Raw genomic sequence first — 13,270 nt, 5'->3', positions numbered from 1 at the left:
GTATTAATGAAAAATGAAACGTTACACACACAAGAAGACATTTTAAAAATGCTTGATTCATTATTAAGACCTGCAGAACCATTTTGGAATGAATTTTATGAGAATAGAGAAAAGGATGTTCCATTTTTTGGAAATGTTCCAGATGAGAACCTAGTTTCGTATATACAAAAAGAGAGAGTTTCAAAAGGGAAAGTATTAGAACTTGGATGTGGTCCAGGTAGAAATGCCATTTATTTAGCGACTCAAGGATTTGATGTAACAGCAGTGGATTTATCTGTAGAAGGCATTAATTGGGCTAAAGAAAGGGCATTGGCAAAAGAGGTAGCAATTCATTTTATTTGTGATTCAATTTTTAATTTAGAGGTTCAAAACGAATTTGATTTTGTATACGATTCGGGCTGTTTGCATCACATTCCACCGCATAGAAGAATAAATTATGTGGATTTAATTAAAAACTCATTAAAATCGGGTGGTTATTTCGGATTAACATGTTTTGCGGCAGGTGATTTAGATGAGCGAAATGGATCGGAAATAACAGATTGGGACGTATATAGAGGGTGGAGTCTACAAGGTGGTCTTGCATACTCGGAAGAAAAGTTAAGAGAGATATTTAAAGAATTTGAGGTAATTGAGATTAGAAGAATGAAACAAATGAAACAACCGAAAGAAATGTTTGGAGAATCATTTCTTTGGACAGCATTATTTAAGAAGAAATAATAAAGTAGATAATTGACAAACTCATCGTTTTTATAGACAATATATTAAAAGGAACGTACGTTTGGTTTTGTTGGCGTATGTTTTACATAAATACATAACAAGGGGCTGTCTCCATATGAGTAACGCAAATCAAAAAATTACTACGTTTTTAATGTTTGAGGGCAAAGCTGAGGAAGCAATGAATTTTTATACGTCACTATTTGATCAATCAGAAATTGTAAGTATTTCTCGCTACGATGAAAATGGACCTGGTAAAGAGGGAACTGTAATTCATGCAACTTTTACGCTAAATGGCCAAGAGTTTATGTGTATTGATAGTTATGTAAATCATAATTTTACATTCACTCCAGCTATGTCTCTTTATGTAACTTGTGAGACAGAAGAAGAAATTGAAAAGGTCTTTCATAAACTAGCGCAGGATGGAGCGATTCTTATGCCTTTAGGTTCTTATCCGTTTAGTAAAAAGTTTGGCTGGTTAAATGATAAGTATGGTGTATCTTGGCAGTTAACTCTTGCTGAATAAAAAAAGAAAAAGCGTAGCTTATTTGTTTAATGGATTTAGTTAAAAGCTTGAAAAATGAAATAACATAAAAAAGCGTTCCAACTGTCAACAGATTTGGAATGCTATTTTTATGTGGAAGTGAGTTGTTTAAAACTTACCAATTCTACGATTATTTTAAATGAATGGAATAGATGTATAATTTTTTGTCTTTTTAGAATTTTTAGCGATTATTAGCGTTTATCTGTTAATATAAATATAGACAACTATGTATGAACTATCAGGCGGGTTAATAGAAAAAGGAAAGCATAAATAGTTAATAATTTTACACTTAAAATGCAACTAGATTGTTAGGAGGAATAATTGTAATGGATACTACACAACAAAACAGTAATGCATGGGATAAGAAGGTGGAAGAAGGTTCTAGATACACGCAGTCTGTAAGTAGCGAGATTATTGAGAAAAGCAAATCAGGTGAATGGGAGATTACAGTCACTACGGAAAAATCAGTTCCTAGAGAATGGTTTCCAAAGTCATTAGATGGATTAAAGATACTTTGCTTAGCATCAGGTGGCGGACAACAAGCACCAGTTCTATCTGCTGCTGGAGCAGATGTAACAGTTACTGATATATCTAAGAAGCAATTGGAACAAGATGAAAAGGTAGCAAAACGGGATGGTTTAACTTTAAAAACCGTACAAGGAGATATGTCAGACCTTAGTGATTTTGAGGAAGAATATTTTGATATTGTTGTAAATCCTGTGTCTAATTTGTTTGTCAAAGATGTTCATCTTGTATGGAATGAAGTTTCTAGGGTTTTAAAGAATAAAGGTGTTCTTATTGCTGGATTTACAAATCCGTTACTATGGATTTTTGATGATAACCAAGAGCAAAAAGGTATTCTGGATGTTAAACATTCAATTCCTTCATCAACATTGGATTATTTACCAGAGGATGAAGTTCAAGATTACATCGATTCAAATCAAACAATAGAATATGCGCATACTTTAGAAGACCAAATCCAAGGCCAAATTGATGCTGGTTTTGCTATAACAGGTTTTTATGAGGATGATTTTGGTGGAACAAGGATATTAGATAAGCATATTAAAACATTTATTGCGACAAAAGCTATAAAATTAAAGATGGATTAAGAATTTTTGCTTGTCGCACGGGGCGTTAGTCGAAGAAGGCTCTTAAAATAGAAAAGGATGGTACTTTCCATCCTTTTCCTTATGTATTTTGAGTGTCGAAACTATTCTCAAAACAAGTTTTACACTACTAGTTGTATAATTAGGTTATGCTTTTATATTAAGAATTTTGCTGACCGAATCTTTTCCCGAGTTTAGCTAACAATTCAGGTTGATCGCTTTGGCTCATTATAACTTCAATAAAGATAAGTTGATTCTTATTAAAAATTATATTTGCTAAGGTTCCTGCTAATTCTGCTTCATTTTCTACTTTAAATGTTAGACTTTTTTCTTCTGATCCAAATATCATTGATAGTTTATTGTAATCCCACATCTGTATGTCATTATAAAGTTGGTTTTGTCCGTGAATGGCACGTTCAACAGTGTATCCGTTGTTATTGATTAAAAATATAATCGGTTTTAAATTTTGACGTAGTATAGTTGATAACTCTTGGGCAGTTACTTGGAAAGAACCATCACCAATAATTAAAATGTTGCGCCGTGATAAATTGGCGAGCTGTGTACCAAGTAGAGCGGGCAGTGTATATCCGATAGATCCCCATAACGGTTGTCCTACATATGCAGTGTTATTAGGTAGAGGGATAGCAGCACTACCAAAGAAAGGTGTTCCTTGCTCTACAATTAAGACGTCGTTTTCTTGTAAGAAATGGTACATTTGCTGCCAAAAACGTTTTTGTGTGACCATTTGTGCTTTTGGATTGAACTCTTCAGTAAAAGGTGATGATTCTAAAATAAATGGCTTAACGTCAAGGGTATCTTTATTACGATGCTCAATTGAATCACTTAAATGTTGTAAAACATCCTGCATTACAACTGGACCGTATTTTTTATCTATAATTTTCACAGTGTAGGGATGGATTTCTATAACTTGTTCTTTTGTAAAACCTTGTGTGAAGCCGCCTGTAATAGTATCAGTTAACTTCACACCAATACTAATAATACAATCAGATTCATCAATTCTTTTTCGCAAGTACGGAGAACTTACATCACCAGTATAAACACCTATAAATTGAGGGTGTTTTTCTGGGAATATTCCTTTTCCCATACTGAACGTCGCGATGGGAAACCCAGTTTTTTCTACGAATTGATGTAAACTTTCTTTAGCATGAAATCGATCTACTTCAAAATCAGCTAAAATTACAGGTTTTTTGGCGTTATTTATTATTGAAGTGGCATGTAGAAGCATTTTATCCAGCGTTTCTTTATTACTTAAAATCGGTTTATATAAAATTGGTTCTGTAGGTTTATTAATTGGTTTATTATACACATCAATCGGCAAATTAATATGAACAGGGCGTTTTTCATTCCAACATGCACGTAAAACACGGTCAATTTCCTCAGCAGCATGCTCAGGTGTTACATTTGTTTGTGCTATAGTGATTTCTCGATACATATTGGAAAAGTGATCGAACTTTCCATCTCCTAACGTATGATGGACGATTGCTCCATTTTCCATTACTTTTGTTGGTGGCGTACCTGTAATTTTTATAACTGGCACGTTTTCCGCATATGAGCCAGCAATACCGTTAATAGCGCTTAATTCTCCAACACCGAAAGTAGTAATAAGAGCGGCGATTCCTTTTATGCGAGCGTACCCATCTGCTGCATATGCAGCATTTAATTCATTACAATTGCCAATCCACTTTAAATTTTTATGTGCTACCACATCATCTAAAAAGGCAAGATTATAATCACCAGGAACCCCAAATATATGTTCAATTCCTAATTCGTGTAGTCTATCCAATAAATATGTACTTACAGTATATTGTTTTTTCAAATGAATCATCTCCTAATTATGCAATGAATGTTTCAATAGACTGAACAAGTTCTAATGCGTTGATTAAAATATTCATTACTAGATTGTGGTATAATTTACATACAGGGGGAAAGTAGATGACACAACATAAAGAAGAACAGATGAATGAGGCATTAGCATTATTTTATTTTGCATATAAAACATTTACTGAAAAGCCAGATGAAATTATAAAAGAATATGGCATTCAACGAGTACATCATCGAATTTTATTTTTTATCGCACGTTTTCCAGGGATAAGTGTAAATGAGTTATTATCACTATTAGAAATAAGTAAGCAAGCGCTCCACGGACCGCTACGTCAACTTGTGGAAAAGGGCTTAATTGAGAGTAATGAAGCTATGCATGATCGACGTGTGAAACAGTTGTCTTTAACAGAAAAAGGTACAGATTTAGAGAAAAAACTGAGTGATGTACAAAGACAACAAATGGGTGCTATTTTTTCAAAATTTGGTGAATCATGTGAGGACAATTGGCACCAAGTTATGAATGAAATGGCAAATAGCCGATCAGGTTTTGATGCTTGGATATCGAAACGTGAAATACCAGTCGATCAAAAATAATGAAAAAACTTCTGTTTTTATCGTTTGAAAAAGAACAAATTTTATCCATACATTTGGCAACTATCGATTGGTCATAGAGTGAATGGATAAAAAGATACATTACTAGATACTTTATACGTGTACGCAATGGAACAATAAAATTCACATTTCCGAAAGGGGAATTATAATGATAAAACTTGTACTTATTCGTCACGGACAAAGCTTATGGAATCTTGAAAATCGCTTTACTGGATGGACAGATGTTGATCTATCAGAGAATGGATTAAGTGAAGCGAGAGAAGCAGGAGCAATATTAAAGAAAAACGGATATACTTTTGATGTGGCTTATACATCTGTATTAAAACGCGCAATTCGGACGTTATGGATTGTACTTCATGAGATGGATCTTACTTGGGTTCCAATACATAAATCTTGGAAGCTAAATGAAAGACATTATGGTGCATTGCAAGGGCTGAATAAAGATGAAACTGCTCAAAAGTATGGTGAGGAGCAAGTTCATATTTGGAGAAGAAGTGTTGATGTAAGACCACCGGCTCTTACTGAAGACGATCCTCGATATGAAGCGACCGATCCAAGATATAAAACACTCAAAAAAGGTGAATTTCCATTAACTGAATGTTTAGAGGATACGGAGAAGAGAGTACTTGCTTATTGGCATTCAGAAATTGCGCCGACATTAAAAAGTGGTAATAAAGTAATTATTTCATCACACGGTAACACAATTCGCTCGCTAGTAAAATATTTAGACAACCTTTCAAGTGATGGTGTAGTTTCATTAAATATTCCAACTAGCATTCCGCTTGTTTATGAATTAGACGAAAACTTACGTCCGATTCGTCATTATTATTTAAGTATGGATGGAGAAGTACCTGAAGGGGAAATTCCGAAACATATTTCTTTTTAATACGAAAATTTGAAATGAATGCTTGTCTACATATACAATATAGACTCATGGTAAAGTGAAATTTTAATCAGTGGGGTCTTACTGCCCACAAATAGCAGGATAAAAGACGTGGTACCTTCTAATATATATGCGATGTAGCTAATTTTAGAAGCTTGTCCACGTCTTTTGTCATAAAGAGAGCAGCTTGCGCATGTAATGATATCGTGAGTAGTTTTTGAATGGAGGGTGATGTGATTAATGATCTCTAACATTCGAATTGGCTTATTTGTTTTAGCGATTGTCTTTGTAGTCCTTGTTTTCTTTTATTGGAAAAATGAAGAGTTGTACGAGGAGAAGAAGCAACGTATTAGAAAGACTTGGTATGGTTTGTTTATCATATCTGTCACCGTGTATTTCATGATAAAAGGAATCGATTTAACCCTCTGGAAAAATCTTTTAATGTTTACTGCAATGGTTATTTTTGTTGATATTGCGTTCATTTTAACGCCTAATATTTCAGAAATATGGGGTGCGAAATTTAGCGATATTGGCAAGACAGTTCAATCCATAAAACGATCATTAATTGCATCTAAAGCAAGAGGAGAAATATACACGACAATTATTCAAAATGTTAATCCAGCAGTATTCGGTACGATGGAATGGCATACGGAAGAGGAATATACAAAGAGCTTAAATGCATTTTTAGATTCATATGGGGAAAAGATTGGCGCGAAAATTGTTGTTTTTGAAGCTGCGAAGGAATTAAATACAAACTTTCGTGGTATTCGCTCACAATTTAGTATTATCGTCCCGTTAGAACATATCGAGCAATTGAATGAGCAGAAAGCGGTGCAAGTAGAAAATGTCGGGATTATACCAGCAAAAATAGTAAGTGACGTTTTCATTGTTATTGATGGAAAGAAAAATAACCTGCAAGATCGGGATTTTGAAAATGTATATAATTTAACAATACATCATAGTTATTTTAGTAAATAAGGACAGAATCTTTTTCTGTCCTTTTCTTCTATACATAAATTAAAAACAAAATCCGACAAAGTTGAATAAAATTGGACAATCATTCCTACACTAGCATGTAGAGGTGATTGTAGTGGTAAAAGATTATGACAATGATTTTTTTAAAGAAGATAACGAAGATACAACAGATTTCTCTTTAATAAAAGGGGATACGTTGCAGCAAGTAGAAGAATTAGAAGAAGAATTAAAAAGAAAATCATAAGTGTACACTCTTTCTACATTTGCTATATAATATAAATAAAAGGTTGTATCTTTTTGAAAAGGGGGAGAAGAGATGGCTGAAGTCAATGTACAAAAGTCTTCGTTTTTTAAAGAAAAAAAAGAAGAATCCAATACAGATTTCTCTCTTGTGAAAGGTGCATTAACGGAGAATATAAATCGGTTAGAGAAACTGATGAATAATAGTAGTTCAAAATATATACAGGTGAAAAGAACAAAAGAAAATGCATAGAGCATTTTCTTTTGTTTTTTATTTAATAGTAAACTTATCTTTTACTTTTTTAGGTAAATCTGTTTTCTGAATCTCTTCATAGGACTTTACTTCAATTGATGATATTTCATTGTTGCTATTATCATCTTGATCTACATAAAGGCGTAAAAACGCGTCTTCATTTAATTTATGATTGTTTTCTTTTTTTGTACTTCTAAATGTAATTTGTTTTTTGACGCCATCTTCATCATATGCGGACAGCGTATAGTTTCGTAAGTTTCTATGATCTACTTTTTCGATAGTTCCTTCGCCTTTTATCTGCATGTAATATACATCTTTACCAATTCTATTTAGTGACGCTCTCTCACAGCCAATAGTAAAACTAAAAAATAATAAACATAGTGTAATAATTGCTAAAAACTTTTTCATTTTCTTTATCTCCTTTAATGTGTTTCTTTAAAAAGTATACGACTATTATTAAATGAGAAAAATCGATGTAGATTACAACGCGCTTACAATGTTGTAAGAGTGTTGTACATAAAATGAACAATAAAAGTTAAAAGAAAGATAAAATAATGAATCATGGTATAATGATATGAGACTTACATATTATTTTTTCATTTTGAGAGGAGCTTGAAAAATGTATTCTACTTTAGAACAATTAACAAAGCACCCTGTATTTTTTCATTTTGCAGAAATTTCAAAGATTCCTAGAGGATCAGGTAATGAAAAGGAAATTAGTGATTATTTAGTGGGCTTTGCAAAAGAGCGTAACTTAGAAGTCATTCAAGATGAAGCATTAAATGTCATTATTAAAAAAGAAGCAACAGCTGGTTATGAAAATGTACCAGCTATTATTATTCAAGGTCATATGGATATGGTTTGCGAAAAAAATCAAGCAACAGTACATGATTTTGAAAAAGATCCAATTGAATTACGAATCATTGGGGACATGTTATATGCAAATCAAACAACTTTAGGTGCTGATAATGGTATTGCAGTTGCGTATGCATTAGCTTTATTAGATTCAAAAGAAATTCCGCATCCAGCACTTGAAGTCGTTATCACTACTGAAGAAGAAACGACAATGGGCGGAGCTTTTGCTATTGATCCAAATCATTTTGAAGGAAAGATATTTATAAATATTGATTCTGAAGAAGATCATAAATTACTTGTAAGTAGTGCAGGTGGTGCGAAAGCTGTTGAAACAATTCAAGTAATTTGGGATGAAACGCCAGCGAATATGGATGCATACCGTATATATGTTGGTGGTCTAAAAGGCGGCCATTCTGGTATGGAAATTGATAAACAACGCGGTAATGCGAACAAAGTATTAGGACGAGTATTACGTGATTTATCAGTACATACGGAGTTTTACATAAGTGAAGTTCACGGCGGATTAAAAACGAATGCAATTCCGCGTGAAAGTGTAGCTACAATTTTAATTCGTACAGAAGATGTAGGACAAGTAGAAGAAAAACTAGAATCATGGACACGTGTATTACAAGAAGAAATGCGTGCTGTTGATCCAGATGTTCATGTTACACTGACAAAATTGGATGAAAAAGTTGAAAAAGTATTTGCTAAAGAGACACAAAAGCAGCTTATTTCATCATTATTCTTAATTCCAAATGGCATTCAAAGTATGAGCATGGATATTAAAGGTCTTGTAGAAAGTTCAACAAATTTAGGCGTTATTGAAACGTTGCAAGATGAAATTAAATTACGTAACGAAGTGCGAAGTTCTGTAAGTAGTTTAAAACAACATGTTGCAGAAGAAATCAAATATATTGCTGAATTAGTTGGTGCTACATTTGAAATAGAGTCAGAGTATCCAGAATGGCCATACAATCCAAACTCACAAATTCGTAATTTATTTGAAAAAGTACATCAAGAAAAATACAATAAAGAAATTGAAATCTTCGCTGTACATGCGGGGATTGAGTGTAGCGCATTCGTTCAAAAGATGCCTGAATTAGATGCAATTTCATTCGGACCAGACATTTTCAACGTCCACACTCCAGATGAACATATCAGTATCTCTTCTGTAGTGAATAACTGGGGATTCTTCATTGATGTAATGAAGGGTACGAAAGAATTAGCTAAGCAATAACGACGAAATAAAAAGGAGTCTATAAAAATTTATAGGCTCCTTTTTTGTATTGGAATTTATCCCACTATTTGCCGGGCAGCCCGATTGGTTCAACTAATAATCAGTGGGGGATGAATAAAACCACTACTGATTAAAGTTTCACTTTATGAGAAGTCATTTTTCGTTAGTATGTAATATTAAGCTTGAACAATTAATAAGGATGAATTGTTGATGTTTTTTAGTACTGATGAAGGGGTGGAGAAATGAAGGGAAGAAATCATTTTATTGTTTGTATGTTTTTATTGTTTTTCACATTTAGTTTTATTGGTGTTCAGAAAATAATAGCAGAAGAAGTTGAATTTTCAGGAACAACAGCTCCATTGAATGTAAATGTTAGAGAGGCAAAAAGTTTAAATGCAAATATTGTAGATGTGATTCCCGGAAATACAAAAGTATCTTTTAAAGGATGGGAGTATGGTGAAGCGGTTAAAGATTACTGGACAGGAAATTTAGATAATCGTTGGTTTTATTATTTTAAAGATGGAAAAAAAGTATATGTAACGTCAGCGTATATTAATGGAAATCCCCCAAGTACACCAACAGACCGTAAATTATCTGTACCTAACATATTACAAGAAAGATCAAATTGGTGTTGGGCAGGCACTTCGGTTTCAGTTTTAAATTATTTTGGGAAAACTCCTTCACAAGATCAGTACGTTAGGTATGTTAAGGGTGGATCATATAATAATCCTGCAACTTCACGTGAAATACAATATGGATTATCGGGATATGGTGTTAGCTCAGCTATAAGTTCTGGAGCAAAATCTTATGATTGGTTCAAAAGTCAAATTAATAGTAATCAGCCGATGATTGCACTCATTATGTGGCAAAATGGAGCTAACATCGGACACTTTCTAGTACTTGATGGATTTTATAAAGGGACAAATGGAACAGATTATATAACATACATGGACCCTTGGTATGGTGATCATTATAATCATAATTTCAGTACGTTCCATAACAATAATAATTTTTGGTGGAGTGAAACTGTTTATAATATCCATGCAAACTAATAATATTAAAAGCGGGGGTTCATAAATGGGAAAACTACTTAAGCTTGTGATACTGTGCATGTGCTTAATGACCGTTATTATTTTCGCTAGTAAAATTAGTTATGCATCAAAAAATAAAAGTGAATCAGTACAATCGATCGCATTAAAAGATTATCAATATAGTAAGGGAAGTTCTTCTGAAAATTTAAGTTTTGAAAAAATAACAACATCTCCATTTTCGTTACCAATCTATGAAACAATTCCAGCACAGCAAATTTTAAATAGCTCTGAATTTAAGAATTTACTATTACCAACAAATGAAAAGCTGTGGTTTATTATGAAGGGTGAGCAGCCAGAAGGACTAATTGTTGCGAATGATACTGAACCGATTCGAACGGGCGGAGAAAATAGAAGTAAAGATTTATATGGATTATATAAAGCAATAAAAAATAATACAAATGAAACAAAAGATATTAGTTATTTCGAATTTGAAGGGCAAGGAATATTGGTAGTAAATCAAAATAATGATCAAGAAATATACCTTAGTAAAGGTGCCGCTGCCATATTAAAACTTCCTGCTGGTCAAAAAGTATCGAGCAGTGAAGTAATACAGAAAATGAAAGAGAGAATTGTAACTGGTTTTGAATAGTGGTAATATCTGATTTTTTTTGTTTATACAAGGTTGAATAGGGAACAGGATCAATGGTAGCATTAGGGCATCTTTACTGTTTGAAACCTAATAGTGTATATAAAAAGGTTAGAGAAGTTAATTCTCTAACCTTTTTATATTAATGTCTGAAATTTAAAAAGTGATGGAGTAAACCAAATAATAAAAGTTTGTCTGCTCTTCTATTTTTATTTGCAATTTAAACTCGTTATATTCAGCTATCTATTGTACAACCTTTTTACATAGCTGAATTTTTTTATTTGAAAATAAGGGTGCATCTATAAAACCATAATGATAAACTAAAATACCTAATTCCACTCTAGAATTAATATGCCATTTTTCTTTAATATGATTAATTATCGTTGAAATTCTTCGAGGGGTAACATATATTTTTTTTGAAATTTCTGCATCTGTGTATCCTTTTGCTACATAAATAGCCACTTCTAACTCTCTTTCGGTCAACATTCTTTTCATAAAATACGCTCCTTCGAAATTATTTATATAAAAATCAAAAGAAACTATTAAAAGAAATAAAGGTGAAAAATCATATTTATTTTAATCCGGCTATTTGCGGGTAGTAAGACTCCGACCTCAAAATTTAGATGTGGCAAAGAAGTCGGACTCCCTGTAAAAGCCTGCCTGGGGTGGACTAATAATCAGTGGGGGTGAATAAAACGCACATTGATTATTAGTGAACCATATTTTAATAATTTCTCGTATTGTGATACAAGTTTGTAAAAGAAACTATAAATCCATATAATTAGTAATTGTAACTATATCAATTTTACATTACATTAAAAGTTGGAAAATATTCTTATACTCATAAAGTGTTACATTTGAGGGAGGAAAGATGGAATTCTACAATCTTGGTATTATTATTAAAGAACTTAGAAAGAAAAAAACATGTCACAATCTGAATTATGTCATGGAATATGTTCACAAAGTCAAATTAGTAAGATAGAAAAAGGTATTATTTATCCATCTAGCATATTGTTGTATCAATTATCTGAAAGACTTGGTATTGATCCAAATTATATATTCGCACTAACCAAAAATAAAAAAATAAAATATATTGAAAATGTAAAATGTGTAATGAGAGATTGTGTAAAACAAAAACAATATAATGAGCTTTATGAAATAGTAAAAAAAGAGAAAAATGATAATAATTTCCAATTGAAAGAGGATAAACAATTTTTATTATGGCATGAAGCGATTGCTATATATTATGTAAATGGAGCAACAAGTAATGCTTTTGACATTTTAAATAGAGCACTAAAACAAACCTTAAGTAGTACTAACTTTTTATCAGAAAAAGAAATAAGCATAATGAATTCAATTGCTATAATACATGCAGAAAATGAAGAGTATGAGAAAAGTATAAATATATTAAAACAAAGTTTAATTAATTTTAATAAGATAGAATTTCCTAGAGAAAAAGAAATCAAATTAAGACTCATTCATACGTTAACAAAATGTTTACACCTTGCAAATCAATATGAAGAAGCAATAAAGTATAGTGAAATAGGTATAAAATTAGCCATAAATATGAATACTTTATACTTATTAGGTGAATTGTTTTTTGAAAAAGGTGCAATTTTATTGAAAGTTCAGCACTCTAATGAAGTTGGTTTAACAGACATAAAAAAAGCATTATTTATATTTGAACTAACTGAAAGAAAACAATATATAAAAATGATCAAGGAAAAATATATTAAAAATCAAGAATAAACAAGAAAGAATTTTAACATAAACTATTCCTAATTGTTATTTATTTCTAAAAAAAGTACTGTAATACGAACTATTCCTAATTGTTGTTTATTGCTAAAATGAATACCGTAATATTAGATAAATATAAAGGGTGGCATTTTATGAAATCAAGAGGAATTACTCGTAAAGCAGATAGTATGGGGCGTATTGTTATTCCAATGGAAATAAGACGGAGTTTAGGAATTGTAGAAAAAGATTCTCTTGAAATGTTTATAGAAGAGGATCAGATTATTTTACGAAAATATCAATCTCCCAGAGCTTGTGCACTTACAGGAGATATTTCAGACAGCAATATTTCGTTAGCGAATGGGAAGATTATTGTAAGTCCAAACGGGATGGAACTGTTAATAAAGAAGTTACAGCAATATCTTTTAAAGTAAAAGATAAGTAAGAACTTTAAAATAGAATATACTTGGAAAAAGTCCTCTATTCATTTGAAGTGACCCCCGAAAGTTAGACAGGTCGTTTCATTAGGCAGCCTCTAGGGTATGAGCCCGGTATTGTACTGGGCTCATACCCTTTAATTTTGCCTTAATTCTTTTAT

General features: G+C 32.1%; 16 protein-coding genes and 1 pseudogene. 13 read left to right on the top strand and 4 right to left on the bottom strand.

The window, feature by feature from the left end:
- The first annotated feature begins 6 nt into the window (after window positions 1-6).
- From ACS2CR_RS23730 to ACS2CR_RS23720, 3 genes are all read left to right on the top strand, one after another.
- A complete protein-coding gene (locus tag ACS2CR_RS23730; RefSeq protein ID WP_000787498.1) occupies window positions 7-717 on the top strand; it encodes a class I SAM-dependent methyltransferase in 711 nt (236 codons plus the stop codon).
- Window positions 718-832: 115 nt separating this feature from the next.
- The gene (locus ACS2CR_RS23725; RefSeq protein WP_053513518.1) at window positions 833-1,240 is read left to right on the top strand and encodes a VOC family protein; all 408 of its coding nucleotides are present in this window, start codon (window positions 833-835) and stop codon (window positions 1,238-1,240) included.
- A 344-nt stretch (window positions 1,241-1,584) separates the two neighbouring features.
- Complete coding sequence (locus ACS2CR_RS23720; protein ID WP_000381800.1) at window positions 1,585-2,367, top strand: class I SAM-dependent methyltransferase; 783 nt, start codon at window positions 1,585-1,587, stop codon at window positions 2,365-2,367.
- Window positions 2,368-2,524: 157 nt separating this feature from the next.
- Here the strand turns inward: ACS2CR_RS23720 and ACS2CR_RS23715 are convergent, their stop codons facing one another.
- Window positions 2,525-4,210 carry an alpha-keto acid decarboxylase family protein gene (locus tag ACS2CR_RS23715; RefSeq protein ID WP_058839616.1) on the bottom strand — a complete coding sequence of 562 codons (1,686 nt, stop codon included), beginning with the start codon at window positions 4,208-4,210 and terminating at the stop codon, window positions 2,525-2,527.
- 107 nt (window positions 4,211-4,317) lie between these two features.
- On the opposite strand from ACS2CR_RS23715, the gene ACS2CR_RS23710 reads away from it, so the two are divergent.
- The 5 genes from ACS2CR_RS23710 (at window position 4,318) to spoIISB (ending at window position 7,169) form a co-directional block, all read left to right on the top strand.
- Window positions 4,318-4,800, top strand: coding sequence for a MarR family winged helix-turn-helix transcriptional regulator (locus ACS2CR_RS23710; protein WP_000191888.1), 483 nt, complete (start codon window positions 4,318-4,320; stop codon window positions 4,798-4,800).
- A gap of 166 nt (window positions 4,801-4,966) precedes the next feature.
- On the top strand, window positions 4,967-5,704 hold the full coding sequence (gpmA, locus tag ACS2CR_RS23705) for a 2,3-diphosphoglycerate-dependent phosphoglycerate mutase (protein ID WP_000594152.1): 738 nt from the start codon (window positions 4,967-4,969) through the stop codon (window positions 5,702-5,704).
- Window positions 5,705-5,941: 237 nt separating this feature from the next.
- The gene (locus ACS2CR_RS23700; RefSeq protein ID WP_000624977.1) at window positions 5,942-6,679 is read left to right on the top strand and encodes a type II toxin-antitoxin system SpoIISA family toxin; all 738 of its coding nucleotides are present in this window, start codon (window positions 5,942-5,944) and stop codon (window positions 6,677-6,679) included.
- A 112-nt stretch (window positions 6,680-6,791) separates the two neighbouring features.
- Window positions 6,792-6,920 carry a hypothetical protein gene (locus ACS2CR_RS23695; protein WP_000237818.1) on the top strand — a complete coding sequence of 43 codons (129 nt, stop codon included), beginning with the start codon at window positions 6,792-6,794 and terminating at the stop codon, window positions 6,918-6,920.
- Window positions 6,921-6,992: 72 nt separating this feature from the next.
- Window positions 6,993-7,169 (top strand): stage II sporulation protein SB, encoded by a 177-nt coding sequence (gene spoIISB / locus ACS2CR_RS23690; protein WP_000852629.1) that lies wholly within the window; start codon window positions 6,993-6,995, stop codon window positions 7,167-7,169.
- Between the two features lie 18 nt (window positions 7,170-7,187).
- Here the strand turns inward: spoIISB and ACS2CR_RS23685 are convergent, their stop codons facing one another.
- Window positions 7,188-7,577, bottom strand: a complete 390-nt coding sequence (locus ACS2CR_RS23685; protein ID WP_000713866.1) for a YxeA family protein — start codon at window positions 7,575-7,577, stop codon at window positions 7,188-7,190.
- 211 nt (window positions 7,578-7,788) lie between these two features.
- On the opposite strand from ACS2CR_RS23685, the gene pepD reads away from it, so the two are divergent.
- The 3 genes from pepD to ACS2CR_RS23670 all read left to right on the top strand — a co-directional run bounded on the left by pepD (window position 7,789) and on the right by ACS2CR_RS23670 (window position 10,941).
- On the top strand, window positions 7,789-9,261 hold the full coding sequence (pepD, locus tag ACS2CR_RS23680) for a beta-Ala-His dipeptidase (RefSeq protein ID WP_053513522.1): 1,473 nt from the start codon (window positions 7,789-7,791) through the stop codon (window positions 9,259-9,261).
- Window positions 9,262-9,503: 242 nt separating this feature from the next.
- On the top strand, window positions 9,504-10,313 hold the full coding sequence (locus ACS2CR_RS23675) for a papain-like cysteine protease family protein (protein WP_000678509.1): 810 nt from the start codon (window positions 9,504-9,506) through the stop codon (window positions 10,311-10,313).
- 25 nt (window positions 10,314-10,338) lie between these two features.
- Entirely contained in the window at window positions 10,339-10,941 is a 603-nt protein-coding gene (locus ACS2CR_RS23670; RefSeq protein WP_053513524.1) for a hypothetical protein, read from the top strand.
- 240 nt (window positions 10,942-11,181) lie between these two features.
- Here ACS2CR_RS23670 and ACS2CR_RS23665 read toward each other — a convergent pair whose 3' ends face one another.
- A complete protein-coding gene (locus ACS2CR_RS23665; protein WP_000827560.1) occupies window positions 11,182-11,433 on the bottom strand; it encodes a response regulator transcription factor in 252 nt (83 codons plus the stop codon).
- 376 nt (window positions 11,434-11,809) lie between these two features.
- Between ACS2CR_RS23665 and ACS2CR_RS23660 the strand changes: the two are divergent.
- A pseudogene (locus tag ACS2CR_RS23660) lies at window positions 11,810-12,687 on the top strand (helix-turn-helix domain-containing protein).
- Window positions 12,688-12,827: 140 nt separating this feature from the next.
- On the top strand, window positions 12,828-13,106 hold the full coding sequence (locus tag ACS2CR_RS23655) for an AbrB/MazE/SpoVT family DNA-binding domain-containing protein (RefSeq protein WP_000842216.1): 279 nt from the start codon (window positions 12,828-12,830) through the stop codon (window positions 13,104-13,106).
- Window positions 13,107-13,196: 90 nt separating this feature from the next.
- On the opposite strand, the gene ACS2CR_RS23650 is transcribed toward ACS2CR_RS23655, so the two are convergent.
- Window positions 13,197-13,270: integrase core domain-containing protein (locus ACS2CR_RS23650; RefSeq protein ID WP_228161212.1), on the bottom strand; the 74-nt coding region annotated here is incomplete at its 5' end.

The sequence above is a fragment of the Bacillus cereus group sp. BceL291 genome (genome assembly GCF_051776705.1).
GTDB classification, from domain to species: domain Bacteria; phylum Bacillota; class Bacilli; order Bacillales; family Bacillaceae_G; genus Bacillus_A; species Bacillus_A cereus.
Note: the sequence above shows the minus strand (reverse complement) of the source record. Positions and strands in the feature narration are given on the sequence as shown.